General features: G+C 66.8%; 21 protein-coding genes and 1 tRNA gene. 8 read left to right on the top strand and 14 right to left on the bottom strand.

Annotated features, from left to right (window positions below; translation table 11 throughout):
- Nucleotides 1-130 precede the first annotated feature (130 nt).
- Nucleotides 131-4,780, top strand: a complete 4,650-nt coding sequence (locus tag ACSBM8_RS04360; protein ID WP_442680435.1) for an NAD-glutamate dehydrogenase — start codon at nucleotides 131-133, stop codon at nucleotides 4,778-4,780.
- Between the two features lie 28 nt (nucleotides 4,781-4,808).
- Here ACSBM8_RS04360 and ACSBM8_RS04355 read toward each other — a convergent pair whose 3' ends face one another.
- From ACSBM8_RS04355 to ACSBM8_RS04345, 3 genes are all read right to left on the bottom strand, one after another.
- Entirely contained in the window at nucleotides 4,809-6,515 is a 1,707-nt protein-coding gene (locus ACSBM8_RS04355; RefSeq protein WP_442680434.1) for a heparinase II/III family protein, read from the bottom strand.
- The gene (gene rpe, locus ACSBM8_RS04350) at nucleotides 6,512-7,180 is read right to left on the bottom strand and encodes a ribulose-phosphate 3-epimerase (protein WP_442680433.1); all 669 of its coding nucleotides are present in this window, start codon (nucleotides 7,178-7,180) and stop codon (nucleotides 6,512-6,514) included. The genes ACSBM8_RS04355 and rpe overlap by 4 nt, the downstream gene beginning before the upstream one ends.
- Nucleotides 7,181-7,277: 97 nt before the next feature.
- On the bottom strand, nucleotides 7,278-8,552 hold the full coding sequence (locus tag ACSBM8_RS04345) for an RsmB/NOP family class I SAM-dependent RNA methyltransferase (protein ID WP_442680432.1): 1,275 nt from the start codon (nucleotides 8,550-8,552) through the stop codon (nucleotides 7,278-7,280).
- 38 nt (nucleotides 8,553-8,590) lie between these two features.
- Here ACSBM8_RS04345 and ACSBM8_RS04340 point away from each other — a divergent pair, with 38 nt between their 5' ends.
- Nucleotides 8,591-8,758, top strand: a complete 168-nt coding sequence (locus tag ACSBM8_RS04340) for a DUF1674 domain-containing protein (protein ID WP_442680431.1) — start codon at nucleotides 8,591-8,593, stop codon at nucleotides 8,756-8,758.
- Nucleotides 8,759-8,796: 38 nt separating this feature from the next.
- Nucleotides 8,797-10,644: an AsmA family protein gene (locus ACSBM8_RS04335; RefSeq protein ID WP_442680430.1), complete on the top strand. Its 1,848-nt coding sequence runs from the start codon at nucleotides 8,797-8,799 to the stop codon at nucleotides 10,642-10,644.
- Between the two features lie 170 nt (nucleotides 10,645-10,814).
- Here ACSBM8_RS04335 and ACSBM8_RS04330 read toward each other — a convergent pair whose 3' ends face one another.
- Genes ACSBM8_RS04330 through ACSBM8_RS04320 form a run of 3 tightly spaced genes read right to left on the bottom strand, consistent with a single transcriptional unit; the run spans nucleotide 10,815 to nucleotide 13,193 of the window.
- Nucleotides 10,815-11,792 (bottom strand): NAD(P)H-dependent glycerol-3-phosphate dehydrogenase, encoded by a 978-nt coding sequence (locus ACSBM8_RS04330; RefSeq protein ID WP_442680429.1) that lies wholly within the window; start codon nucleotides 11,790-11,792, stop codon nucleotides 10,815-10,817.
- On the bottom strand, nucleotides 11,789-12,823 hold the full coding sequence (gene tsaD, locus ACSBM8_RS04325; RefSeq protein ID WP_442680428.1) for a tRNA (adenosine(37)-N6)-threonylcarbamoyltransferase complex transferase subunit TsaD: 1,035 nt from the start codon (nucleotides 12,821-12,823) through the stop codon (nucleotides 11,789-11,791). Before tsaD ends, ACSBM8_RS04330 begins: the two co-directional genes overlap by 4 nt.
- 31 nt (nucleotides 12,824-12,854) lie before the next feature.
- Nucleotides 12,855-13,193: a DMT family protein gene (locus tag ACSBM8_RS04320; RefSeq protein WP_442680427.1), complete on the bottom strand. Its 339-nt coding sequence runs from the start codon at nucleotides 13,191-13,193 to the stop codon at nucleotides 12,855-12,857.
- 83 nt (nucleotides 13,194-13,276) lie between these two features.
- On the opposite strand from ACSBM8_RS04320, the gene ACSBM8_RS04315 reads away from it, so the two are divergent.
- On the top strand, nucleotides 13,277-13,708 hold the full coding sequence (locus ACSBM8_RS04315; RefSeq protein ID WP_442680426.1) for a pyridoxamine 5'-phosphate oxidase family protein: 432 nt from the start codon (nucleotides 13,277-13,279) through the stop codon (nucleotides 13,706-13,708).
- Here ACSBM8_RS04315 and ACSBM8_RS04310 read toward each other — a convergent pair.
- Nucleotides 13,698-14,495, bottom strand: a complete 798-nt coding sequence (locus ACSBM8_RS04310; RefSeq protein ID WP_442680425.1) for an ABC transporter ATP-binding protein — start codon at nucleotides 14,493-14,495, stop codon at nucleotides 13,698-13,700. The genes ACSBM8_RS04315 and ACSBM8_RS04310 overlap by 11 nt on opposite strands.
- Complete coding sequence (locus tag ACSBM8_RS04305; RefSeq protein ID WP_442680424.1) at nucleotides 14,489-15,481, bottom strand: FecCD family ABC transporter permease; 993 nt, start codon at nucleotides 15,479-15,481, stop codon at nucleotides 14,489-14,491. Before ACSBM8_RS04305 ends, ACSBM8_RS04310 begins: the two co-directional genes overlap by 7 nt.
- A 103-nt stretch (nucleotides 15,482-15,584) precedes the next feature.
- Between ACSBM8_RS04305 and ACSBM8_RS04300 the strand changes: the two genes are divergently transcribed.
- The gene (locus tag ACSBM8_RS04300; RefSeq protein ID WP_442680423.1) at nucleotides 15,585-16,379 is read left to right on the top strand and encodes an ABC transporter substrate-binding protein; all 795 of its coding nucleotides are present in this window, start codon (nucleotides 15,585-15,587) and stop codon (nucleotides 16,377-16,379) included.
- A 35-nt stretch (nucleotides 16,380-16,414) separates the two neighbouring features.
- Nucleotides 16,415-16,488, top strand: a tRNA-Gly gene (locus ACSBM8_RS04295).
- A gap of 44 nt (nucleotides 16,489-16,532) precedes the next feature.
- Here the strand turns inward: ACSBM8_RS04295 and ACSBM8_RS04290 are convergent.
- From ACSBM8_RS04290 to ACSBM8_RS04265, 6 genes are all read right to left on the bottom strand, one after another.
- On the bottom strand, nucleotides 16,533-17,012 hold the full coding sequence (locus ACSBM8_RS04290) for a hypothetical protein (RefSeq protein ID WP_442680422.1): 480 nt from the start codon (nucleotides 17,010-17,012) through the stop codon (nucleotides 16,533-16,535).
- A 135-nt stretch (nucleotides 17,013-17,147) separates the two neighbouring features.
- On the bottom strand, nucleotides 17,148-17,633 hold the full coding sequence (locus ACSBM8_RS04285; RefSeq protein ID WP_442680421.1) for a hypothetical protein: 486 nt from the start codon (nucleotides 17,631-17,633) through the stop codon (nucleotides 17,148-17,150).
- A gap of 44 nt (nucleotides 17,634-17,677) precedes the next feature.
- Nucleotides 17,678-18,634 (bottom strand): alpha/beta hydrolase, encoded by a 957-nt coding sequence (locus tag ACSBM8_RS04280; RefSeq protein WP_442680420.1) that lies wholly within the window; start codon nucleotides 18,632-18,634, stop codon nucleotides 17,678-17,680.
- A 23-nt stretch (nucleotides 18,635-18,657) separates the two neighbouring features.
- Nucleotides 18,658-21,327: a TonB-dependent receptor gene (locus ACSBM8_RS04275; protein WP_442680419.1), complete on the bottom strand. Its 2,670-nt coding sequence runs from the start codon at nucleotides 21,325-21,327 to the stop codon at nucleotides 18,658-18,660.
- Nucleotides 21,328-21,384: 57 nt separating this feature from the next.
- Nucleotides 21,385-22,419 (bottom strand): hypothetical protein, encoded by a 1,035-nt coding sequence (locus ACSBM8_RS04270; RefSeq protein ID WP_442680418.1) that lies wholly within the window; start codon nucleotides 22,417-22,419, stop codon nucleotides 21,385-21,387.
- The gene (locus tag ACSBM8_RS04265; RefSeq protein ID WP_442680417.1) at nucleotides 22,416-23,570 is read right to left on the bottom strand and encodes a cytochrome P450; all 1,155 of its coding nucleotides are present in this window, start codon (nucleotides 23,568-23,570) and stop codon (nucleotides 22,416-22,418) included. The genes ACSBM8_RS04270 and ACSBM8_RS04265 overlap by 4 nt, the downstream gene beginning before the upstream one ends.
- 98 nt (nucleotides 23,571-23,668) lie before the next feature.
- Here ACSBM8_RS04265 and ACSBM8_RS04260 point away from each other — a divergent pair, with 98 nt between their 5' ends.
- Together ACSBM8_RS04260 and ACSBM8_RS04255 are read left to right on the top strand one after the other, a co-directional pair.
- Nucleotides 23,669-24,667 carry a LacI family DNA-binding transcriptional regulator gene (locus tag ACSBM8_RS04260; protein WP_442680416.1) on the top strand — a complete coding sequence of 333 codons (999 nt, stop codon included), beginning with the start codon at nucleotides 23,669-23,671 and terminating at the stop codon, nucleotides 24,665-24,667.
- Between the two features lie 180 nt (nucleotides 24,668-24,847).
- Nucleotides 24,848-25,717: a hypothetical protein gene (locus tag ACSBM8_RS04255; protein ID WP_442680415.1), complete on the top strand. Its 870-nt coding sequence runs from the start codon at nucleotides 24,848-24,850 to the stop codon at nucleotides 25,715-25,717.
- The last annotated feature ends 40 nt before the right edge of the window (nucleotides 25,718-25,757 follow it).

Raw genomic sequence — 25,757 nt, 5'->3', positions numbered from 1 at the left:
GATGTCGTCAATGTGCCCCGCCGGGATGCGGACGCCGCGGGTTGTCCCGTCTGTCACACAAGCGCATAGGGCCTGGCTTAACCGAACAGCAGCGCACGGCTGCGCGTAGCAGATCGTGCCGGAGAGCAGGATGACGAACAGCGATTTGGCCACTCCCTCCATTGGGGAGGCGGCCGCTGCCGCTATTTCCGCGGCCCTCGTCGAAGGCGCCTTGCCCGGCGAAACCGACAATTTCGATGCATCAGCGCAGGCCGAGGCCACCGCCTTCATGACGCGGCTTGCCACCCAACGCGCGCCCGGTCAGCCCTCGATCGGGCTGGAATCGGGCAGCGGCGACAGCGTGCAGCGCCGGATGCGGCTGGGCATCGTCAATGACGATATGCCCTTCCTCGTCGATTCGGTGGCGGCCACCCTGGGCGCGCGCGGAATCGATGTGCATCGCCTGCTCCACCCCGTGCTTTCGGTCCGCCGCGACAGCGAAGGCGCACTGCGCGCGATCCTGCCGACCGGCAGCAGCGGCGAACGGCGCGAATCGATGATCTACATGGAGGTCGATCGCGTCGACGCGAAAATCCGGCGCACGCTGGAGGGCGATCTTGCCGCCATGCTGGCCGACGTCCGCGCCGCGGTAGAGGATTGGCCGCGCCTGCAACTCGCCCTGCGCGATGCCGCGCAGACATTGCCCGATGGCGAGGGCGCGGCGCTGTTGCGCTGGTTCCTGGAACGCCATTTCACCTTGCTGGGCGCGCATACCGAACGACGCCACGGATCGGCCGATCCCGGCCTGGGCATTCTCCGCACGGCCAGCGAGCCCTTATGGTCCGATACGGCCCGCGAAGCGGCGTTCCGCTGGTTCGAACAGGGCGGCGAAGCTCCTCTGGTGGTCAAGAGCGATCGCCTCGCAACCGTGCATCGCCGAGCCGCGCTGGATCTGCTGGTCGTTCCGGTGCGCGCAGGCAGTTCGGTCGATGCGCTCTCGATCGTTGCCGGCCTATGGACCAGCGCAGCGTTGCGCGCGCCTTCGGACAAGGTGCCGGTGTTGCGGACGCGGCTGGCGCAGATTGAGGAGAAATACGGCTTCAGCCCTTCATCGCACGCCGGCAAGGCGCTGCATCACGCGCTGTCCGATCTGCCGCACGACATCATTACCACCTTCCCGCCGGCCGTACTGGAAAACGTCGCACTCACGGCCATGAGCCTGGCGGATCGGCCGCGGCCGAAGCTGGTATTGGCGCCGGGCCCGCTGCTGCGCCACCTCTTCGCCTTCGTCTGGCTTCCGCGCGAGGCGCTGAGCACCACCCAGCGGGAGGCGATCCAGGCGATGCTGGAGACTGCCGCCGACGCGCCGGTCACCAGCTGGGCGCTGGATCTGGGCGAAGGCGATCTGGCGCTGATCCGTTACACGCTCGATCTGCCCTTCGGCGCCACCGTGCCGGATGCGGACGTCCTCGACCGCCAGCTCGAAAATATGCTGCGTGGCTGGGCGCCCGGCATCGAATTGAAATTGGGTGAGGCGCTCGCACCCACGCGGGCGGCCCGGCTCGTGCTCGACTGGGCCGATGCTTTCCCGTCCGATTATCGCATGCGCTCGACCCCGGACGAGGCTGCGGCAGATATTCAAAGGCTGGCGGACCTCAGCGATACCGGGGCGCGGGCGATCCGCCTGTATCGCGGCACGAGCGATAGCGGCGCGCGGCTGCGCCTGAAGACCTATCGTCTGGGTGAACTCATCCCGCTGTCCGAAGCGGTGCCGGTCTTCGAACATTTCGGCTTCCGCGTTCTCGAAGAAATGCCGACCCCGCTGAAGGGCGGCACCGCGGCCTATATCGACGAATTCCTGCTGGAGGCCGACAGCGCCGAGGCGGCCGATGCGCTGCTGGCGCGGGCCGCGGTTGCCGAGTCCGCGATCGCCGCCGTTCTGGCGGGTCAGGCCGAGGACGATGCCTTCAATGCGCTGATCGTCGGCGTCGGGCTCGACCCACGCGAAGTCGTGCTGATCCGCGCCTGGTTCCGGTATCTGCGCCAGATCGGCCTTCCCTACGGGCTGCAGACGGTGGCGGATGCGCTGGATCATGCGCCTGATGTCGCGCGGGCCCTGATCGCCCTGTTCGACGCACGCCACGATCCGGATCATGCCGGCGAAGAAGACGTCGCGGCGGAACGCCTGGAATCCGCACTCGCCCAGGTTGCCTCGATCGAAGACGACCGCATCCTGCGCCGGCTTGCCGGCGTGGTGCGCGCGATTCTGCGGACCAATGCCTTCGCGCCGGCCGCGCAGGAGGCGTTGGCGTTCAAGATGGATTCGGCATTGGTGCCGAACCTGCCCAAGCCGCTGCCCTGGCGCGAAATCTGGGTCTATTCGCCCCGAGTCGAAGGCATTCACCTGCGCGGCGGACCGATCGCGCGCGGCGGCTTGCGCTGGTCCGACCGGCGCGACGATTTCCGTACCGAGATCCTCGGCCTGATGAAGGCGCAGGTCGTCAAGAATGCCGTGATCGTGCCGACCGGCGCGAAGGGCGGTTTCTACCCCAAGCAATTGCCGCCGGTCGCCAATCGCGACGCCTGGCTGGCGGAGGGAACGGAAAGCTATCGCATCTTCATCCGCTCGCTCCTGTCCGTCACCGACAATCTGGTGGAAGGCGCACTCGTCCATCCGGATCGGGTGCGCATCCGCGACGGGGAGGATCCCTATTTCGTGGTCGCCGCCGACAAGGGCACGGCGACCTTTTCCGATATCGCCAATGCGATTTCGGAAGACCATGGCTTCTGGCTCGGCGATGCCTTCGCCTCCGGCGGCAGCCATGGCTATGACCATAAGGCGATGGCGATCACCGCGCGCGGCGCCTGGGTCTCCGTGCAACGCCACTTCCTGGAACGCGGCGTCGACGTGCAGAATGATCCGACCACGGTGGTCGGCTGCGGCGATATGTCCGGCGACGTCTTCGGCAACGGCATGCTGCTCTCGAAGGCGCTGAAGCTGGTGGCAGCCTTCGACCATCGCCACATCTTCCTCGATCCCGATCCCGATCCGGCCCGCAGCTGGGAAGAACGCAACCGCATGTTCGCCCTGCCACGGTCGTCATGGGCCGATTATGATGCGGCGCTGATCTCCGCCGGCGGCGGCATCTTCCCGCGCACGCAGAAGGTGATCCCGCTGTCGCCTCAGGTGAAAGCGGTGCTTGGGGTCGAGGCCGACACGCTTGATCCTTCCAGCCTGATCGCGGCCATCCTGCGCGCACCGGCCGATCTGCTCTGGTTCGGTGGCATCGGCACTTATGTGAAATCGTCCGACCAATCCAATGCCGACGTCGGCGATCCTTCCAACGATGCGCATCGCGTCAACGGGATGGAGGTACGCGCCAAGGTGATCGGCGAAGGCGCCAATCTGGGCGTGACCCAGGCGGGGCGGATCGAATTCGCAGCCAATGGCGGGCGAATCAATACCGACTTCATCGACAATTCTGCGGGCGTCGACTGCTCGGATAACGAGGTCAACATCAAGATCGCGCTGAACCGCGAGATGAACGAGGGCCGCCTTCCGTTCGAGGAGCGCAACGCCTTCCTCGCGAGCATGACCGAGGACGTCGCCCATATCGTGCTGGAGGATAATCGCCTCCAGACACTGGGCCTGAGTCTCGCCGAATATGGCGGCGCGGCTGCGCTTCCGGCCCAGCTGAGGGTCGTCGAAATCCTGGAATCGGGCGGTCGCATCGATCGCAGCGTCGACGGGATCGAGAGCAACGCCACGTTGCTCCGGCGCGCGCAGGAGGGCCATGGTCTGACCCGCCCGGAACTGGCCGTGATCCTGAGCCACGGCAAACTCGCTTTGCAGGCGGGGATCGAGGCGAGCGACGTGGCCGCGGATCCGCTGTTGCGTCCGCTGCTTCACGCCGCTTTCCCGCCAGCCATGCAGGCGCGCTTTGCCCAGGCGATCGACGATCACCGGCTGCGGCCTCAGATCATCGCGACCAAGATGGCCAATCGCATCGTCAATCGGCTCGGCCTGGTGGCCCCGTTCGAATTGGGCGAGGAGGAAGGCGTCGCGCTGGCGCAGGTGGCCGCCGCGTATTTCGCGATCGATGCGATCCTGGGTCTGGAACCCATGTTCGAGGCGATCGAGCAGGCGGCGATGCCGGAGCCAACGCGGATCGCCCTGCTGGTAGCCGCCGGATCGGCAGCGCGCCTGCACGTGGCCGATGCGATCCGCGCCGCCAATGGCGACATTGCCCCCGGTGCCTTCGCCGAACGGCTGACGCCCGGCGTCGCACGGCTTGAATCGCGCCTGGACAGCCTGCTCAAGCAGGAAGCGCGTGCGGGTGCAGCGGCGCTGCGGGCGCGACTGGGCACCGATGGCGCTGCGGATGATATCGTCGCGCGGATCGTACGTCTGTACGAGCTGGATGGCGCGATCGGCACCGCCAGCCTGGCGGCGCGCATTTCCGCCGATGAGCTGGTCGTAACCGAGGCCTATGTGCGGCTGGGCGAAGCGCTGGGGCTCGATTGGGCCAAGCAGGCCGCCTTGCGGTTCGTCTCATCCGATCCGTGGGAACGCCTTCTGGCCGCCGGCCTCGCCCGCGACTTCGAACAGTTGCGGCTGGATTTCCTGGCCCGCGCCGGCGACGGCGATCCGCAACAGATGGTCGATGGCTGGCTGCAGGCGCAGGCTCCGCGGGTCGAGCAGTTCCGCACCTTGGTGGATCGCGCCCGCCTGGCGCCCACCCCGAGCGCGGCGATGATCGCGCAGGTCGCCGCCCAGGCACGCGGCCTGCTGGGACGATGAGCCTGAGCGGTGGGGGCCGTGCGCGCGCTTAGCTGACCCGGCGGAACGACCAGGGGATGGTCGTTCCGCTATCCGGCGCGTCGAGCGCCACGACCAGGGCCTTCGACGCGCGCGGCCGCCCCGCGCCATCAACCCACAGGCTGTCTTCCAGCGACAGGGACCCCGCGCGCGTGCGGAATTGCCATCCCGCGCCGGCGCTTGGCCGCAATAGCGCACCCTGCCCGTCGGTCGTCAAAACCGTCTCGATCCCGGGCGCGAGATGAAACCATAAAGCGAGCGGCGTCGTGGCCGCTTTCTTGCGCCCGGCGGGAACCAGCCGGTCCTCGCCTTCCAGGGCCCGTCCGTCAGCGGTCAGGCTGAGGCGGCGGACATGGCCGAAGCCGAAGCGTTTGACATAGCCATCATGCGCCGCTTCGATCCGGCTGGCCTCAGCGCCTTCGCTGCGGGATATTTCGACCTGCGTGACGCCCCGTCCCATTGTCCCGTCCGGATGGAGGGCGGTGGAATTGGTCTCCGCCAGGACCAGGGTCGAATGCGCCGCCGTCGTGCGCAGGCCCCTGACAAGATCCGCCGGCAATCCCGGCCCGGCGCCGCAATTGACCACCAGCCGCTGCGCGCCGTCGGACATTTCGAATGCGAGTGTCGAGGCGCACGCGCCGCGCGACAAAGCCGCCGCGGGCGGGGGCGCCGCATCCATGATCAGACGCGTCTTGGCGCAGACCAGGCGTTGATAGCCCCAGTCGCGCGCATCGTCGCGCGTGCCGCCGCGTACGCTGATCGCCGCCAGCGCGGCCGAGACGCGTGCCGCACTGGCTGGGCCGCCGCCTTGCCAGCTCGACAGGGCGCCATCGCCCAGCGTCGCGCTCGCCAGCACCGGAACCGCATTGGCCAACGCCAACGCGACCGCGCCCGAGGGTGGCCGCGCCCGCACCTCGTACACGCCGCGCAATTGCGCCAGCAGTTCGACGAGCGCCAGTTGCTCCATCGGCGCCCGGGAGATCAGCCCGCCATCGCCATGCACGGCCAGCGCCAGCGCGCGCGTGATGCCGGCTTCGCCATGCGCCGCGCGCAGATCGCCGCCTGGAAAGAGCAGCCCCGCCGCGATGACGCCGGCCCACGCCATCACCCGCGGCAGGCCCTGCGGTGCCGTGTCGGCTGCCCCATCCAGATGACGCGCGCCGCGGGCCAGCGCATTGAGCACGGCCTTGCGATAGTCCGCATCCTGGGTATCGAGCAGGATCGGCGCATAGGCTGTCCAGAACAGGATGCGACGGCCCCACAGATCGGGCCGCCACGCCGGCTCGCTGACCGTGCGGGCGTGGACGGCCAGCCATTGCCGCATCAGCCCGTCGGCGATCGGCGTGGCCGTCCGTCGGTCGGTCGCCGCGGCAAGATCGCGCAACCAGGCAAAGCTCTGCCAATATTCCGCAAAGGCAAGCGAGAAGCCCCCGCGATCAAGCGCGTCGAAGGCAATGCTCTCCCCAGCGACGACCATCCGCTGCTCGAGCAGCGCGCGCCCCGCCGCCGCATTGCCGGGAATGGGATCGGCCGGCACGTCGAGCAGTTGCAGCGGGTAGCGGCCCCGCAGGCGGAGTTTGTGGACCGGGGTGCGCCACGACAGCCGCTTCAGCCCATGCCCCAGTTTTTCGGTCAGCGACGTACCCGCCCGCTCGCCGGTGCGAAGCTGGCGTTTCCCCGATCGATCGTCGTTGCCCGAACCGGGCTCGTCGGTCATCCGCGCGCCTCACGCAGCGCCGCGACATTGGCGCGATAATGGTCCGGCCCACCCCTGAAGGTGGAGGTTCCGGCCACCAGGATATTGGCACCCGCCGACACCGCACGGCCGATATTCTGCGGCCCGATACCGCCGTCCACCTCAAGCCCGATGTCGCGCCCGGTGGCATCGATCCGCGCGCGCAAGGCGGCGATCTTGCGCAGCTGATTATCGATGAAGCTTTGCCCACCAAAGCCGGGATTGACGCTCATCACCATGATGACGTCCAGATCGTCGATGACATAATCGACCGCCTCGACCGGCGTCGCCGGGTTCAGGGCCAGCCCGGCTTTCTTGCCCAGCCCCTTCACCGCCTGGATCGTGCGATGCAGATGCGGCCCCGCTTCGGCATGGACCGTTATCAGATCCGCCCCCGCCTCGGCAAAAGCTTCCAGATAGCGATCGACCGGTGCGATCATCAGATGCACGTCGAGCGTCTTGGTCGTGTGCGGCCGGATCGCCTTCACGGTCTGCGGCCCGAGCGTGATGTTGGGCACGAAATGCCCGTCCATCACGTCGATATGGATCCAGTCGACCCCTGCCGCATCCACCGCCCGCACCTCCTCCCCCAGCCGGGCGAAATCGGCAGACAGGATTGATGCGGAAATCAGGATCGGAGGTGCCATCGCCAAGCTTTAGGATGCGGACCCTAGCCGGGCAATGGGGCCATACCCACCCCCGCGCCGGCCGCCCGCAAAATCGACGCGCACAGGCGGATCGCGCTTAGCTCCGCCGAAAGCGTGCCACGAAGAAGCCGTCCGCCCCGCCTTCGGCGGCAAACATGCCCGGCAACACCCGCACGCGGCCCGCGGCATCCGGGGTCAGGCCCGTCGGCAATTCCTCCGCCGTCGCGGGCTCGGCCACAAATCCGCTATGGCTTGCCAGGAAAGCATCGGCGATCCGCTCGCCTTCCTCAGGCTCCAGCGAGCAGACCGAATAGACCAAGCGGCCACCCGGCTTCACCAGGCTGGCGGCGCGCGCCAGCATCGCCGCCTGCTGCTCGGCGAGGGTGGCGATGGCGCGCGGCTTCACCCGATAGAGCACGTCGGGGTGGCGTCGAAAAATGCCGGTGGCCGAGCAGGGCGCGTCGAGCAGCACCGCATCATACCGCTCATCGGTAAAGGTCAGCGCGTCGCCCACCACCAGAGTGGCCTTGAGGCGCGTGCGCTTGAGGTTCTCCCGCACGCGCTTCAGGCGCGGCTCGGCATTGTCGAGCGCGATCACCTTCCAGCCTGCCGCTGCCAGCTGCATCGTCTTGCCGCCCGGCGCCGCGCACAGATCCAGCGCACGGCCGGTGCCGGTGCCGATCAGGCGCGCCGGCAGCGATGCGGAAATGTCCTGCACCCACCAGGCGCCTTCCTCGAAGCCGGCTAATTCGGTGATCCGCGCGCCTGCAGGCAGGCGCACATGCCCAGGCGCAAGGCTGGTTCCACCGAGCTTTTCGGCCCAGTCGTCCGTCTGGTCCCGCAGGCTGAGGTCGATCGGCGGCGGCGCGGCGATCGCCTGCTCGGCGGCCGCCAACACGTCGTCGCCCCACGCGCCATGCCAGCGCAACGCCACACCATCGGGAAGAGACGGTGTCTCCGGCATGCGCACGCCCTTGCGCATCAGCGCGCCGAACACGCCATGGACCAGCCGGCGCGGGCCGCCATCCACCAAAGGCAGCACGGTCGCGATCGCGGCATGCGGCGGCGTGCCCAGTTGCAGCGCTTGCGCCAGCGCGATCCGCAGCACGAACCGTGCCTTCGCGTCGTCGGGCAATGGCCTTGGGGTGGCACTGTCGATCAGCGCATCCAGATCGGTGAGTCGCCGCAGCACTTCGGCTGCCAGCGCATGCGCCAGCGCACGATCGTCGCTGCGTTCCAGCCCGCGCGTCGCATTGTCGAGCGCGCTTTCCAGCGGCAGCCCGCGGCGAAGGACCGCCTCCAGCAGCCGCAAGGCGGCCGCACGCGCGGCTACGCCCGCTGGTTGAGGATCGCTGCTTGTTTGTTCTGTCATCTGTGCCCACATGGAGGGGAACAGCGCGAGCCGCAACGATGACCGAACCTTCCCGCCGTCCACCGAACCTGCAACCGCCCGCGCATTTGTCGCCCAGTCCGCCGGTGCCCGCGCCCGAAGAGGTGGTGGCCGAGCCCGATCCGGACGGTATTTCCCCAGTCCGCTATGGGGATTGGGAGAAGAACGGCATCGCGATTGATTTCTGACGCGGAACGAAGCTGAGCTTCCGTGCGTCTCGCAAAATATGCGCGTCGCGTCCTTTTTCCAGCGTCATCGGCGCGCATCTTTCACGACCATCGGCGTCATTGTCGTCCTTCTGCTGATCGCGATTCTTCTTCTGACTTTCGGTTGGGCCTATCTGCGAAAACCTATGGAAACCGCTTTGTCCCATCGTCTGGGGCGAACGGTCACGATTGGCGCGGTGAAGCGGATCGATCACGGCTTCGCCAATGCCGTGCTGCGCGTTTCCGATATCAAGGTGGCGCAGCCCGGGTGGGCGGGCGGTGGCGACATGGTCTCCGTCCGATCGGCCCAGATACGGCTGCCGATCCTGCCGCTATTGTTCGGCCAGGCGCGTCCGCAAGCGATCGACATTGACGGTCTGCGGATCGCGCTGGTCCGCCGCGACGCCGCCCATGCCAATTGGAAGGGTTTCGGCCCGGGCGGCGGCGGGAGTGGTGGCAACGGCGCGGCAATGCCGCGCGTGACCGTCCGTAATGGCACGCTCACGCTGGACGACCGCAAACGCGACCATCGCTTCTCGGCCGGCTTCCAGGTGAACGATCGGGGCTTGCGTCTGGCCGGATCCGGCAGTCTTGCCGGATCGCCGTCCACCATCGCCGTGGTCGGCGGTCCGCTCGCGGGCAAAGCCCGCTGGCCGTTCCGGTTTGATTATCGCTCGCGGATCGCCAACGGTACCCTCGTCGGGCAGATGGATCGTCCACTCAGCCTGGCCCATTTCGATGCGCACGCGACCGCGTGGGGCGACAATCTGGAGCATCTCGATCTGTTGGTGGAGGCAGGCCTGCCGGGCACGCAGCCGGTGCGGTTGACGAGCGACGTGCGCCATGATCGCAGCGACTGGACGATCCACAAACTGAACTTGAAGGTCGGTCGCTCTTCCCTTTCGGGCGACGTCGCCGTTGCCAAGCGCGACGGGCGGACGCGTGTCGATGCCACGATCGTTTCGACCGGACTGGATTTCGACGACCTTGCGTCCGATCAGGGGCTCGCCCGCGCCGCGGCCAAACGCAAGACGTTCGGCCCACGCATCTTCCCCGATACCGCAATCCACCTTGAACATATGCAGAAGACGGACGGGGTCATCCGCTTCGACATCAAACGCCTTCTGTTCAAGCAACAGTCGACCTTCCGCGCGCTGCGGGGAACGTTGATGCTGGACCATGGCGTGCTGACCGCCGATCCGCTGGTCGCGACGCTTCAAAGCGGGCAGATGACCGGCACCATGCGCGTGCGTCATCAAAGCGGGACGCCTCTGCTGTCGATGGACTTGCGCGTGACCGGTGGCCGGCTGGAAGCGATGCTGGGCGACCTTGCATCCGGCAGCCTGGCGGCTCGCATCCATATGCAGGGCTATGGCCGCACCGTGCGCGCCGCCATTGGGCACGGCAATGGCACTATCGCGGTCGTCGGCCGCGACGGCGCGGTCAATCGGCGTGCCGCCCTGCTGCTTGGGTCGGATGCCGGCCGCGCGCTGTTCGAGGACAAGTCCGACAAGGCGACATTGCGCTGCCTGATCGCGCGCCTCGACGTACGCAACGGCACCGCGACGGTCGCGCCCTTGCTGCTCGATACCGACGTGTCGCGTACGGACGGCAAGGGATCGATCAATCTGGCGAACGAGCGGCTCGGGCTGCGGCTCACGGGCCAGCCCAAACTGGACCGGGCGGTCCGCATCGATATTCCGATCGTCGTCGCCGGCACGCTGTCCGACCCGAAGGTCGTGCCGCAGAATGTGCCCAAGACGGTCGGCACCGCGCTGAAGCTGATCGGCAATGCCATTGCCGGCAAGCATACCGATCCCGCACCCGACGCGAATTGCGCCGCCCTGGCCGCCCGCGCATTGCGCTGAGCTAGCGTAAGCTCCCTCTTCCCTGCGGGGAGAGGGCTGGGGTGAGGGGGAGCGAGCCGCAGGCCCGCGCCCGACCTCTAATCCAGGCCACCCTCACCCAACCCTCTCCCTCAAGGGAGAGGGCTTGAGGTCTCTCGATTGCCCGCGGGACGAAGCACCAGCTGCGAATCTCAGACCGTCTCGTCCTTAAGCGGCCTTGCCAGAAGCGCCTCGACCGCCGTCCGCACGTCCACCCTGCCCGCCAGCAGACCCGCCACCGCCTCGCATATCGGCATCTCCACACCCACCGCCGTGGCGGCTTTCACCAATACAGGCGCGGTGAAAGCCCCTTCGGCAATGGTGCGGCGATCGGACATCAGGCTGGCGGCATCGCCGCCTCCACCCAGCCCCAGGCCAAGCGAGAAATTGCGCGACTGTTCGGACGAACAGGTCAGCACCAGATCCCCCAGACCGGACATGCCGGCCAGCGTCTCGGGTCGGGCGCCGCGCGCCAGGCCGAAGCGCGTCATCTCGGCAAAACCGCGCGCGATCAGCGCGGCGCGCGCATTCTTGCCCAGCCCAGCGCCCTCGACGACGCCGCAAGCGATTGCGAGCACGTTCTTGACCGCGCCACCGATCTCGGCGCCGACGACGTCGGTCGAGCGATAGGGTCGAAAGCCCGGCCGCGCGATCCGCTCGGAGAGGCGCACGGCCACCTCCTCCTCCGCGCAGGCAAGCGTCACCGCGGTCGGCAGGCCGCGTGCCACCTCGGCGGCAAAGGTCGGTCCCGACAATACCGCGATCGGCGCTTCGGCACAGGTCTGCGCCGCGGCTTCCGACATGAGTGCCATCGTATCGGCCTCGATCCCCTTGGAACAGAGGACCAGCGGGCGCTGCCCGATCGGGGCCGCCGCAAGGATACGCCGCATATGCTGCGCCGGCGTGACGACGAGCAGCGCATCGCACTCGGCCAGGGCCGCCAGATCGTTGGTCGCCCGGATCATCGGCGACAAGGCGATGTCGGGCAGGAAGATTGGATTGAGATGATCGCGGTTGATCGCGTCCACGACATCCCGCTCATGCGCCCAGAGCAGTACGTCGCCACCCGCTGCTGCGACCTGCGCCAGCGCCGTGCCCCATGCTCCGCCACCGATGACGCCGATCCTCATGCCTTCACCCCCGCCCCGCGCGCCTTTTCCGCTGTCGGATCCAACGGCCAGCGGGCGCGCGCCGGCATGTCCAGCGGATCGCTCAGGCCCGCCGCATGTCTTTCCGCCCCGGCCCAGGCGATCATCGCCGCATTGTCGGTGCACAGCCACGAAGGCGGCGCCACGAAGCGCAGATCATGCTGCGCCGCCAGCATCTGCAGGGCGGCGCGGATCGCGCCATTGGCGGCGACACCGCCCGCCACCACCAGCGCGGTCATGCCGGGCGCGCGGACGATCGCACGCCGGGTGCGATCGATCAGGCAATCGATCACCGCCTGCTGAAACGATGCCGCGATATCCTCGGCGGAATAGAGGCCCGCATCGCGCGCGCGCAACACGGCACTTTTGAGCCCGGCGAAGGAGAAATGCGGTTCGGCCGAGCCGAGCAGCGGCCGGGGAAGCGGGACGGCGGCGGGATCGCCAGCCCGTGCCGCCGCCTCGACGGCGGGCCCGCCGGGAAAGCCCAGGCCAAGCAGCTTCGCCGACTTGTCGAAGGCCTCGCCTGCCGCATCGTCGATCGTGGTCGCCAGGCGCCGGTAATCGCCTGCGCCCCGCACCTCCAGAAGCTGACAATGGCCGCCGGACACGAGCAGCAACAGATAGGGGAAGGCCAGATCCGGATCGGCCAGCCGCGGCGAAAGCGCATGGCCTTCCAGGTGGTTGATCCCGATCAAGGGCTTGCCCGCCGCCATCGCCAGCGCCTTGCCCGTGACAAGGCCCACCATGACCCCGCCGATCAGGCCGGGCCCGGCGGTGGCGGCGATCGCATCAATCTGATCCAGCGTGACGCCGGCCTCCTGCAAGGCCGCTTGCGTCAAAGGAGCCAGCACCTCGACATGCGCCCTCGCCGCAATCTCCGGAACGACACCGCCATAGGGGCGGTGCGCCGTTTCCTGTCCTGCCAGCTTGTGTGACAGAATTTGACGATCGGAGGTCACCACCGCCGCCGCCGTCTCGTCGCAAGAAGATTCTAGCCCAAGGATCAGTGCCATCCCGTCCCTGTGGGCGCGGGACTTGCCTGTTTCAAGCTTTGCCGACGAACAGAAAGGCTACCCCTGCCATGATGCACAGGAACGCGGCCGCGTGCCGCCAATGGAGCGGCTCGCCCAGCACCAGCACCATGAACGCACCGAAGATGACGAGTGTGATCGCCTCCTGCACGATCTTCAGCTGGCCTCCGGTCCAGCCGCTTGCATAACCGAGCCGATTGGCCGGCACGGCCAGGCAATATTCGAAGAAAGCGATGCCCCAGCTGATCAGGATGACCATCCACAGCTGTTTGTGCGCCCCGCCCTTCAGGTGCCAATACCAGGCGGTCGTCATGAAGATGTTGGAGATGGTGAGGAGGAGGATCGTTGGCATCGACAGTATATCCTGGTTTGACAATGCGCCACTGAACCCCAGGCGCAGGCGGAGCGTTCAACTCCAAAACAGGAGCCTGATCCATGACAAAGACGCTCGCCGATATCGCGGACCGCATGCGCGATATCGATTTTACCATGTTTTCTACCCGGGCTGCCGATGGCAGCATCGCCGCGCGGCCGATGAGCAACAATCAAGAGGTCGATTACGACGGCGACAGCTATTATTTCAGCTATGACGATGCGCGCACGATCGAGGATATCGGCCGCGACAACAAGGTCGGCCTGTCGTTCCAGGGCACGGCCGGCATGCTCGGCATGCGCCCGTTCTTCGTGTCGGTGGAAGGCGCGGCCGAACTGATCCGCGACAAGGCCCAGTTCGAGCAGCATTGGACGAGCGATCTGGACCGCTGGTTCAAGGACGGCGTCGACACGCCCGGCCTCATCCTGATCAAGGTCCACGCCCAGCGCGTCCATTATTGGGACGGCGAAGACGAAGGCGAGGTCAGCCTCTAGGCGTCTCGCGGGCGCCCGCCGGCGCAACCGCGACGCGGGTCAGCGGCACCACCACGGGTGCGCCGCCCGATTGGCCGATATGCGCGGTGACGCCATAGACGGCGGCAATCCGCTCCGCGCTGAGCACCGCGGTCGGCGCGCCGTCGGCCACCAATCGCCCGTGATTGAGGATCAGCAACCGATCGCACCAGCGCGCGGCGATGGTCAGATCGTGGAGCACCGCGATCACCGTCGCGCCACGCTCCGCCTCGCCGCGCAACAGCCCCATCACCTCGATCTGGTGCGATGGGTCGAGTGCGGCGAGCGGCTCGTCGGCCAGCAGCAAGGGCGCCGCGACAGCCAAGGCGCGCGCGAGCAAGGCCCGGGCGCGCTCGCCACCCGACAATTGATTGATTGGGCGATCCCGCAGCATCGCCAGATCGGTCCGGTCGAGCGCCGCCTCGATCGCCGCCATGTCCGCGGCGCCCGGCCGCGCGAACGGGGCCAGATGCGGCAGCCGTCCCAGCGCCACCAGCCGCTCCACCGTCAGCGGCCAGTGGATCGTCTGGCCTTGCGGGAGATAGGCGATCCGCCGTGCGCGCTCGCGCGGCGTCGCAGCCGCCCCCGCGCCTTCGATCGTAATGCGGCCCTGATGCGCGATCAGCCCGGCGATCGCGCGGATCAGCGTCGACTTGCCGGCACCATTGGGGCCGATCAGGCCGATCACGCCGCCGCCGAGATCGGCGCTGACATTGTCGACCACGCGGTGCCCGCCGAGCGTCACCGATACCTGATCCAGCCTTACCATTCGCGCCGCGCCCGGATCAGCTGATGCAGGAAGATCGGAACACCGATCAGGGCGGTGACCACGCCCAGCCGCGGCTCCTCCAGCGTTGGCACGGTGCGCACCAGCGCATCGGCCGCGGCCAGCAACGCCGCGCCGCCCAGGGCCGAGGGGATCAACAAGGAGGATGGCCGCCGGTCGGTCAACGGACGCACCAGATGCGGCACGACCAGCCCGACGAAGCCGATCGCACCGGATACCGCCACTGCGCCGCCGACACCGACCGCGGTGGCGATGAGCAGGCACGTGCGGGTGCGTTTGAGATTGGCGCCGAGCGCGATCGCGCCCTCTTCCCCCAACGTCAGGGCATCCAGCGCCCGGCCCTGCAGCAGGATCAGGCCAAGGCCGACGGCGATGCAGGGCAACGCTAGCCAGACATGCAGGAACGATCGATCCGCCAGGCTGCCCATCAGCCAGGTCATGATTTCGATCGCCGCGAACGGATTAGGCGCGAGGTTGAGGGCAAGGCTGATCCCCGCCCCGGCCGCGGTGGCGATCGCCACACCCGCCAGGATCAAGGCGAGCGGCCCTTCGCTGCGCGCTGCCAGCAGCAATAGCGGCACCAGCCCGACCAGCGCGCCGCCGATCGCGAAGAGCGGCACGGCCAGCGGACTGGAGACCGCAAAGCCATAATAGAGCGCGATCACCGCGCCCAAGGCGGCGGTGCTCGACGTCCCGAGCACGCCGGGATCCGCCAGCGGATTGCGCAGATAGCCCTGCAGCGCCGCTCCCGCGCCGCCCAGCATCGCCCCCACCATCAACGCCAGCAATGCCCGCGGCAGCCGTAGCTCCCAGACGATCGTCTGGGCGATCGGATCGCCCGCGCCGACCAGCGCCGCGAAGGATCGTCCCCAACCGAGATGTGCCGGCCCGATCCCCAGTGACAGCGCTGCGCAGGCCACCGCGAGCGCCGCCAACAGCAGGTTGAAAGGGACAGGCGATCGCGTCACGTCCTGCTTCCTACGATGCTCCACCGGGAAGTCGAGCAGGCTTGACCACTGCTCAGGCGCGATCGCACTTCATCGCCGCCCGATCCGCCCCTAAGAGGCTGGGATGCTTCGCCCGCTGGCCTGCCTCTTCTTTGCCTTGGCCACGCCCGCGTGGGCTGCCCCGCCGCGTCATGTCGCCTCGATCAATCTCTGTGCGGATCAATATCTGGTCGCGCTCGCCGATCCGGCGCAGATCAGCGGACTTACGCGCCTTTCGCACATGCCGGACATGTCGCCGATCGCGGCCAAGGCCGCGCGCTTCCCGGCGATCGGTTCTTCGGCCGAGGCGCTGCTTGCCCACCAGCCCGAACTGCTGCTGACCGGTTGGCCGGGGCAGGCCGATGCCGCCCGGCGTGCCGGACTGAAGGCACAGATCCTGGTCGTGCCGCCGGCCAATTCTTACCAGGACATCGTCGCCCAGGTCCGCCTTGTGGCGCGCGCCGTCGGCCATCCCGAACGCGGCGAGGCGCTGATCCAGCGCATGGACCATGCGCTCGCTGCCATTCCCAAGAGGGGCGGCGGCCGGGTCGCCGCCGACTATCAGCGCCGCGGCTATCTGTCGGGCAGCGGCACGCTGATGGACGAAATGATGCGGCGCGTGGGGCTGGTGAACCTCGCCACCAAGCTGCACCGCCCCGCTTTGTCCAACCTCTCGCTGGAGGATATGGTCGCCGCGCGCCCCGATTTCCTGATCACCGGTGGCAAACCCGCGCGCGACCTGGGCAGCGCGATGCTCGCCCACCCCGCCATCGCGAACATTCCCCGCCTGTATCTGCCCGGCCAGTTCGCCGATTGCGGCGGCCCGGCTTATCCCCGCGCGATCCGCACATTGTCGGATCAATTGCGCCAGAAGCGTTGACCGGAGGCGCCCGCCAATGGCATGGGGATCGCCGCGCGGGTATAGCTCAATGGTAGAGCGGTAGCCTTCCAAGCTTCATACGCGGGTTCGATTCCCGCTACCCGCTCCATCCATCATCATCGTGCCAGCCACCAAAGGCGTAGCTCGGGCCTATCAGTGCAGATCCTCGCTGGTGGCGGTGAGGCCCAGCAGCGCGCGGATGCGCCACAGCCGGTCGTCGAGCCAGCGGCGGAACGGGCCGGATGCGGGGGTCAGCGGCAGATCGACGACGAAGGTGCGCGTGACGCGACCCGCGCGCCATTCGGTCCGCTCGCCCGGCGCGGCACCACCGTAAAGCTGGACCATCTCCAGCTCGGAGACGCCGCGAATGGCCCCCCTATGGTCGCGCAATACCAGCCAACCCGGCGCATCGCCCGATCCGCCCGGCATGGCGAAAAACATCGGGCGGCGGCACAGGGTAAGCGTCCAGCGGCCGTCGGGGCTGCGATCGGGCGACACATAGGGTTCGGCGCAGGCGAGACGGCCTTCGGGAACGAGCAGCATCGTCGCGACGAGCAAGAGGACGACGACCAGCAGAAGCGCGCGGACCGAGACGCGGCGGCGCGGTCGGGTGTTGCTTGGCAATTGGGTCACGGGAGGGTCCCAGGTGCGGTGATGCGTCCCGGATGTAGCGCCAGATCCCGCCCGTGTCGCCATTCCGTCGGCGCCCCCCAAGCATCGCACCGATCGGATCGCCGCCAGCATCCCCAGCGAAGTCGATCCAGCGCGCTACCGCCGCAGCCAAAGGCCGAGATGGTGGAAAAGACGCCACTCACCGTCTGTGCGCTCAAGGTAGACCTTCACCTCGTCACCCACTTGCGGGGTCAGCCGGAGCGTGTTGGTCCCGCCGACCCAGGACTTGGGCACGACGACATTGCGTGAGCCGGTGAAGCGCAGGTTTTTCTCCCCGGGCGCGAGCCGGCCCTTCTCGATCGATCCGACGCTTACGGTGACGGTCCAATGTCCGGTGACGAGCTTCTGTCCTTTGGCGGGGTAAGACACGTCGTCCCGTTCCGACACGGCGGTCACGATACCTGTGGCGATCAACTCGGCGGCCGATTGCATGGCGGCATCGCTCATGGGCGGAAGCTCGGCCCTTGCCGTCGTACCGGCCAGGCAAACCAGCATCACGGCCATCGCCGCACCAGCCCACCCGATGCGCGAGCGGCCACGCAGGCGGCTAAAGGAGTCCAACCGGCGAACCAAATCAGCCATGCTTATTCCCTTCGGCGCAAGATCCATCGACCTTGCCGGTCAAACTAACCGGCCGGCAACGCCTGTCCAACACGCCGTGCGCGCAAAAGCTTCTGTTCTCGCATCCAGTCGACGAACCTATCCAGCCAGAGCGTGGCAGGCATCTTGAAGGTGGGGACATCGAAGATGTGCAGCTCGGCCGGACGGTTCGCCTCCTTCCACAAGGTGAATAGCGCCAGCAGCCCGTCTGTCACCGGGCCGTGGCTGGTTTCGGTGGCGATGAAGAGGGGCGGTGCTTCCGCCGGCACCGCGACATCGATCAGCGAAGGTCCGTAGAGGGAGGCGAGGAAGACGGGCGGCTCCTGCGCGCCCGCCCGCAGCAGCGCCCCGATCGCGACGCCGCCGCCCGCGGAGGCGCCGATCATGCCGATACGGTGCGGGTCGATCCGGTATTGGCTTGCGCGCGCACGGATCATCGTAAGCGCCGTCTGCGCATCCCGCACCGCGAAATCGAACACCGTGCCAATCGCCTTGTCATCGGGCGAGGGATTGGCGTTGGCATTTCGGATCACGAGCTTGGGAAATACTGGCGCTGTCGGCGGTGCGCCCGTGCTCGCGACCGGCGGTCGCGGCGGCAGTTGCGCGACGCGATATTTCAGCACGAACACCACGACGCCTTCGGCGTTCAGCCGTGCGATCAGCGCCTTGGCTTCCGCACCGACATACAGGGCGCGCAGGCCACCGCCGGGCAGCAGGATCGCCGCACTCCCCTCCGCCTTTGCCGGGTCCGGCAGGTAGGCGATATATTCGGGATCGACGACGTTGGCGAAAACCTTGCCCCCATCGGGCGTCGGCGCCACCGCTTCGGGCAGGCTCCAGCGTTCGGAACCGGGCGCCTTGCCCTGGTAAAGCCTTTGCACCTCCTGCGCCTGGGCCGGCAGCGCGATCGACAGCAAGGCCGAGGCGATCGCCAACCCGACACCATGCCGAAAGCGCCGCCGATGATTTGGCTCGAAGGTCAACGAACTTGCTCCCATTCCCCGCGTCAGAATTTCACGCCGGCGGTCACCATCAATAGGCGCGGTAGCGGATTGGCCGACTGCGGATCGTAGCCGCCGCTGATGTCGACGAACGGCGGCCGCTGGTTGAACAGGTTACGCACCTGCGCCGAAAGGCTCAAATGTTCGGTGATATTGGTGCCGACGAACAGATCGACCGTGTCGTAGGCGTCCACCTTCTGCAGAGGGTTCACGCCGGTATTCTTGTAACCCGACAAGTGGTTGAGCGTCACCCGCGCCCGGATCCCCTTATGCTCCACGCCCATATTGGCCTGCATGCGAAATTTCTGCGGAAAGTTGATCGTGTTCAGGGCGTCCACAAAAACGGCGCCGGGCACCGACTGGAAATCATATCGTGTGAAATAGGTGCCGTTCACCCCGGCATCGAGATTCCAGCTCGCCCACGACCAATTGTACATGGCGTTGAAATCGATCCCGCTCACCTTCGCGGCACCCAGATTCTGGCGGCGGCCATCGGCGATGAACTGCACCGTCGCCGGGATCGCGCCGTTTATCGGCAGTCCCGAGGCGAGCAGGGTCGCGACCTGGCTCGCGCTTGGGTTCAGCGTGACGAACGGCGCATAGACCGGATCGGTCAGCAGCGTCGGCGTGCCGAACAGGGCCTGGATCTGGTTCTTGTAGTTCACGTTGAAATAGGTCGTCTCCAGCGACAGGCCGCGAATCGACTGGGGCTGGATCTGGGCGCCGACCGACCAGGTCTTGGCGGTTTCCGGGCGTAGACCGGGATTGCCGCCGCCGATCGCGATGCCGTTGAGCGGTCCGTTGGGACCGATCAGCGTCTGCGCATAGAGGCCGGCACCGCCACCCTGGTTAGAGACCTCGGTATAGCTCGGCGCACGGAAGGACCGGCCATAGGTTCCGCTCAGCCGAATGCCGCGGATCGGACGATAGACGATGCCGATCTTCGGATTGGAGGTCGACCCGAAATCGCTATATTTCTCATAGCGTCCGGCCAGCGAGAGCGACAATTCCTCCAAACCGGGCCGCGCATTGTCGGCGCTGAAGATCGGCACGAACAACTCGCCAAACACGGCCTTCACGTTCCGTGAACCCGATCCGACGATGTGGAACTGGTTATTGCTGTCGCCCACGGTCAGATCGGTCGAGGTGAACTCCTTGCGATATTCGGCGCCCGCCGCGAACCGCACGCGCCCGCCCGGCAGCGAGAAGAGCGATCCGCTGATCTGCGCATTGGCGACGTCGAGTTTGCTTGCGCCCTGGATGACGAAATAATTGTCCAGAATGCGCGCCAGCGTCGCGGGGTTGTTGGGCCCGCCGAACAGATTGAGCGCGGTTGCGGGATTGGTATCGGCCAGCGCCGCGGTCAGCGCCCCCTGATTTACCCCGCGCCGGTTGTCGGCCACGTCCTCGGATTCGCCATGGGCGTAATATGCGGTCGCCCGCACATCGCCGAACAAAGTGGCTTCGACGCCGCCCGACGCATTCCACGAATAAGATCGGAACGCATTCCGCAGCACGCCCGCTTCTGGATAGGTCGAATAATCGACGGTCACGCTGCTCGCGCCTGCGACGGGACTGACGAAGAACGGATTGGTGTTCGGCACGGTCGCCGTGAACTGCCCGATCCCGGTCGAAGCACCGTCGCGGTGCGAATAAAAGCCGTCGGCAAAGATGCGGATGCCCGCACCGAGATTCTGCGAGATCGAACCGGTGACGCTCTCACGCTCCTGCTCGGGCAGGACGGAGGTCGCGGCAGCATTGAAGCAGCGGTTGGTCGTGCCCGGCACCAGCGCCCCGACATTGCCCGGCCCGACCCCGCCGGCGGGAATGGCGTAGGTCGTGCCGCCGACGCCGATCGTGCCCGGGTTGCAGAAGGTTGTGCGCAGATCACGGCCGCCCCGGCTGCGATTGTCGTCCTGGAAGAAGGGCAGGTCGGATCCGGTCAGCTGATCGTTGCGCGTATATTCGCCCGCCAGCATCGCCCAGCCGCCTTCCCAGCGATGGCCGGCGATCGCGCTCAACTGCTGCTCGCTATAGGCGCCGTCATCGGTGAAGCCGCTACGCGCGCGAACCTCGAAGCCGTTGAAATTCTTGCGCGGAATGAAGTTCACCACACCCGCTATCGCGTCCGACCCGTAGATTGCGGACGCGCCGTCGGCCACGACTTCCACCCGCTCCAGCGCGATCGTCGGGATGACCGAAGGATCGACGACCTGCGCCTGCGTGCCCTGCGGCGGGAAGCGCTTGCCGTCATACAGCAGCAGCGTCGCGGTATTGCCCAGACCGCGCAGGTTGATGCCGGCGCTGCGGGTGACGTTCGCCCCGCCATTTTGGGCCGCGCCGCCCGCCGGGTTCGCGCCGAGCGAAACGACCTGCGGCACGCGGCGGAGCAGATCCGCGGTCGAGCTTGCCGGCTCCTGCGCGATCCGCGTCTGATCGATCGCGATGACATTGGATCCGGTCGCGGTCACGCCGCGGATGCGCGATCCGGTCACCACGATTTCGGCGGCTTCCTGATCGGGCGATTCAGTCGCCGGCGCGACGGCGGCTTCCGGCGCTCCACTATCTCCAGGCGTCGCGGCCTGCCCCCAGGCAGGCATCGCAGCCGATAGAGCGAGCGCACCCAGCGCGACTTGCGTCAGAAGGCGCCCGTTCGTCGCGATACTATAAGACATATCTGTATCTCCCCATGATGAAGCCGGCGCCTCTGCGTGCGCCTGGCGAAAGAAAGTTCAGGCGGTGGGTTGGACGGAGGCCGCCTTTCGCCGGGCGTAGAGCCGCGGCGCGACGGACAGCAGGACGATAGCCGCCACGAGCACGCCGCACGCGAACAGCTCGGTGCCGGTCGGCGCCGGCATGTTCCAGCCCCACGCCAGCAGCCCGGCCGCTGCGACCCCTGCGACCAGACTGCAGGCCCGCTCCATCGGGACGCAAAAGGCATTTTCCCGTGGATCGAGCAGGATGATCACCGACAAGATCGAAACGATCGTCAGCGTGACCGCGATGAACCCCAGCCAGAGGATGACGGGATCGCTCCACACACCGACGAAGCCATAATAAAGTTGGCCGGATTGATTGCCGAAACCGATCGCGGACAGCGTGCCCAGCACAGCGATCGATATCGGCAGCGCGAGGACTTTCTCCTCGACGAAATACCGGCGCACATCGGCCGGGTTACCGGTCTTGCCGACCCAGGTCATCACCGACAATCGAACGAAATAGCCAAACGTGTAGAGGATCACCGCCACCAGGGCGAGCGGCGGCAGGGCAAGACCGCCGCGACTGCGCAACGTGATCAGCATCGCCGCTGCGACCATCGCCAGCGCCATCCAGCTCCACCACCGCACGCGGCGGCGGAACATCAGATCGATCAGCGGCGCGATGATCAGCACATCGCCGCGCATCAGCAATTGGATGAAGGGAATGCTCACCCCTTCGAAGGTGAAGGACAGCGGCACGGTGAAGATGATCAGCGCGGTGCCGAAGCCCGACAGCAACGTATAGCGGGTCGGCATCGGAATGCGGCGCCCCAGGATCATGACGCCATGCGCGTCCCGGTGCCAGCCCGACCACCAGATAAATAAATAGGTCAGGATCATGTTGATGATCAGCGACGCCGGCAGCGTCTCGAGCCCGGTCAGAGGCCGGCCCAGGGCCGGATTGGGCAAGCGCGTCAGCAGCGCGGTGACGACGATGTTGGGCAGGTAAGCAAGGAAATAGAGGAGGACATAGCCCTCGATCGGCCAGGCCGAACGGGCGGCCTTCACCTTGCCACCTCGAAGCGGATCGGCGCGCGCAAGGCACCGATCTCCGGAAACCGCGTCTGGGTCGGTTCGCCATCCAGCCCGAAGCCGGGGGCGGCCGCAAGGAGCTCTTCCGTCGCGACGATCAATTCCAGCCGGCCGAGCGCGGCGCCGACGCACATGTGCGGCCCGCGCCCGAAGGCCAGGGAGTCGCTCATGTTGGATCGATCGAGCTGGAATGTGTCGGGTTCGGGAAACACATCCTCGTCGCGATTGGCGGACGCATAGACAAGCGCGATCGGCTCGCCGGCCGGGATCGTGCGATCCTGAAAGGTGACATCGCATTGGGCGGTGCGGGCGAAACCGCGATAGGGCGTATAGAGCCGCAGGAACTCGTCGACCGCGGCAGGGATCAGGCCGGGCTCTGCCCGCAACCGATCCTGCAGCGCCCGATCCCGGCCCAGATGCACCGCGATCGCACCGATCACCACGCTCGGAGCGATCAGCCCGACCACCAGGACCTGCCGGATCGTCCCGATGATCATGTCCTGCGGCAAAGGCTCGCCGTCCACCCGCGCCGCAAGCAGCGCGCTGGCGGCGTCGCTTTCCACGGGCAAGGGATCGACGCCGCGTGAGACGACGATGTCGCGTGCAATCTCATAGAGACGGACGCTTTCGCGCTTGGTCGCCTCCACATCGTCGGACTGAACCGCGATATTATAGCGGCGGCCGATCGCGGCCAGCTCTTCCACCGCCGGGTCCGCCAGGTTCATCCAGTGACCGAACACCGCCACCGGCATATGGCAGGAGAAATCGGCGCATATGTCCCCCGCACCGCGGGCCACGATCGCGCCCAGCAGACGGCGCGAAATAGCACGAATGACCGGCTCCAGCCGGGCGATGCGCTTTTCGGACAGCAATGGCGCGAGCGCGCGGCGATAGGGCGTATGTTCGGGCGGATCGAGGTGGAGCGGCGGGCGTCGTCCCGTGAATGCAACCTTGGGCACCACATTCTGCTGGGACGTGATGAAGGTCTGCCAATCGCTCGCCGCGCGACTGACGTCCGCATGTTTGAACAACGCCCAGAAACCGCCCCAGGCATCGCTATGCGCAACCGGGCAGCCGGCGCGCAGACGCGCATATTCGCGATAGGGACTATCGAAAGTCTCGGACACCAGAGGATCGAAATCATTTTCCACGAATCGGTAGGTAACGCGGATGCAAGCGCTTGCAAACAACTTTCGGCCGCGCCGCCTTTCGTGCATAGGGAAGAATGGCATCAGCCCGCGCCCCTCGACTCGACGAAGTAGCGATCGTGGCCGGCGTGTCCCCGGCGACCGTATCGCGCTTCCTCAACAATCCCGGTGTCGTCGCCGCCGCCACGGGCGAGCGCATTCGCGCGGCGATCCTGGAAACAGGATATCTGCCCAATCTGAACGCCGGCGCGCTGGCCTCCAGCCGCTCGAAACTGATCTCCGTATTGGTGCCGGAGATCTCGCAATCGATCTTCAACGACACGGTCGAGGCGATGATCGAAGAGCTGTCGGCCGACGGCAATAGCGTCATGCTGTCGCTGACCGGCCCGCGCAATCAGTTGCTGGAACAGCAGATCAACGCCGCACTCTCACGCCGCGTCGATGCGATCGTGTTGACGGGCATCGTGACCGACCGGGACATGCGCTTGCGCCTGCGTGCGCAGAATGTGACCGTGGTCGAAACATGGGGCCTGCCGGAGGAGCCGATCGACGTGGCGATCGGTTTTTCCCACCACGCGGTCGGGCATGAAACGGCGCGCTTCGTCCGCGGCCGCGGCTATCGCCGGCCGCATCTGGTCGTCCCGCGCTCGCCACGCGCGCAGGAGCGTGCGGCGGGATTTGTCGAGGATTGGGCTACCGATTCCGAGGAGCCACCAACCTCCGTTTCCGTCGCGGTGCCCAGCCATTTCGGCCAGGGACGCTTCGCCTTTCGCGGGCTGGCTGATCTGCCGAAGATGCCGGACGTCGTCATCTGTGGCTCGGACTGGATCGCACAAGGGCTGATCGTCGAAGCGCAGGCCGCCGGCATCCGCATACCCGATCAACTGGCGGTGGTTGGCTTCGGCAATTTGCGGCTTGCAGGCGACATGCGGCCGACCATCACCTCGATCGATATCGACGGGCGCCATATCGCGCGGGAGACGATCCGGGTGCTGCGCCGCCGTGCCCTTCGCGAGCCGATTCCCGAACCCCTGATCGACGTCCACTTCCGGATTATCGCACGCGAAAGCGCCTAAATCCCCGATGAAAGGGCTTGCATCGTCATAATCCGCTCGGCACTTAGCGTGGAAAGGAGAATGGGGATGTCGAGCATGCACAAATTTGGGGCGACTTTAACGGCGCTGACCGGCGCCAGCATCGCATTGGCGCAAGCCGCCCCACCCCCTGCTCCTCCGACCGATAACATGGAACAGGTGATGAAAGCGTATTCACGCATTCCTGATACGCCTGGAACCGGCAAATTCGCTGCAACCAAGACCACCGACACCGCTTTTCCGGGCCACACCGTCTACCGCCCGCGCGATCTGAAGGCGCTCGGCGCGCATAAGCTTCCGATCCTCCTGTGGGGCAATGGCGGCTGCGCGGACGATGGCGCCAGCGCACGCCTGTTCCTGTCGGAGATCGCCTCGCACGGTTACCTCGTCGTCGCGGCGGGCACGATCAAGAGCGGCCCGGGCGTGCCCTTCCGCTATGAAGCACCGGTAGCCCCACCGCCCGGCAAGGTGATCCCTCCGGTCAAGACCACCTATCAGGACGTCGCGGCCGGCCTGGACCAGGCCATCGCCGCCAATGCCGATCGCACCAATTCGCTATATGGCAAAATCGACACAAGCCGCGTTGCGGTGGCGGGGCATAGCTGCGGCGGCCTTCAGGCGCTCCAGCTCGGCGGCGATCCGCGCATCAAGACCGTGCTGGTACTGAACAGCGGTCTGTTCAGCGACGGCGCCAACCCGATCGCCGGCATGACGGTCCACAAGGATCTGCTGAAAGCGCTGCACACACCGATCCTCTACATGCTCGGTGGGCCCGAAGACGTCGCCTATCCCAATGGCACCGACGACTTTGCGCGTATCGACACCGTGCCGGCCGCGCTCGTCAATCTGCCAACCGGCCATGGGGGCACCTTCATGCAACCGAATGGCGGCGAAGGTGCGAAGATCACGGTGGCGTGGCTCAACTGGCAGCTGCGCGGCGACAAAAAGGCCGCGTCCATGTTCGTTGGCGAGGACTGCGGCCTTTGCCGGACGTCCGGTGTGAAGATCGAACGCAAGCATCTTACGATGTAACGAACGCGCCTACGCGCGCGTCGGAATTTAAGAGGCTGGG

Origin of the sequence: Sphingomonas sp. ASY06-1R (assembly GCF_052180265.1) — a bacterium.
Lineage (GTDB): Bacteria > Pseudomonadota > Alphaproteobacteria > Sphingomonadales > Sphingomonadaceae > Sphingomonas_I.
This window is presented reverse-complemented; position numbering and strand designations above follow the sequence as displayed.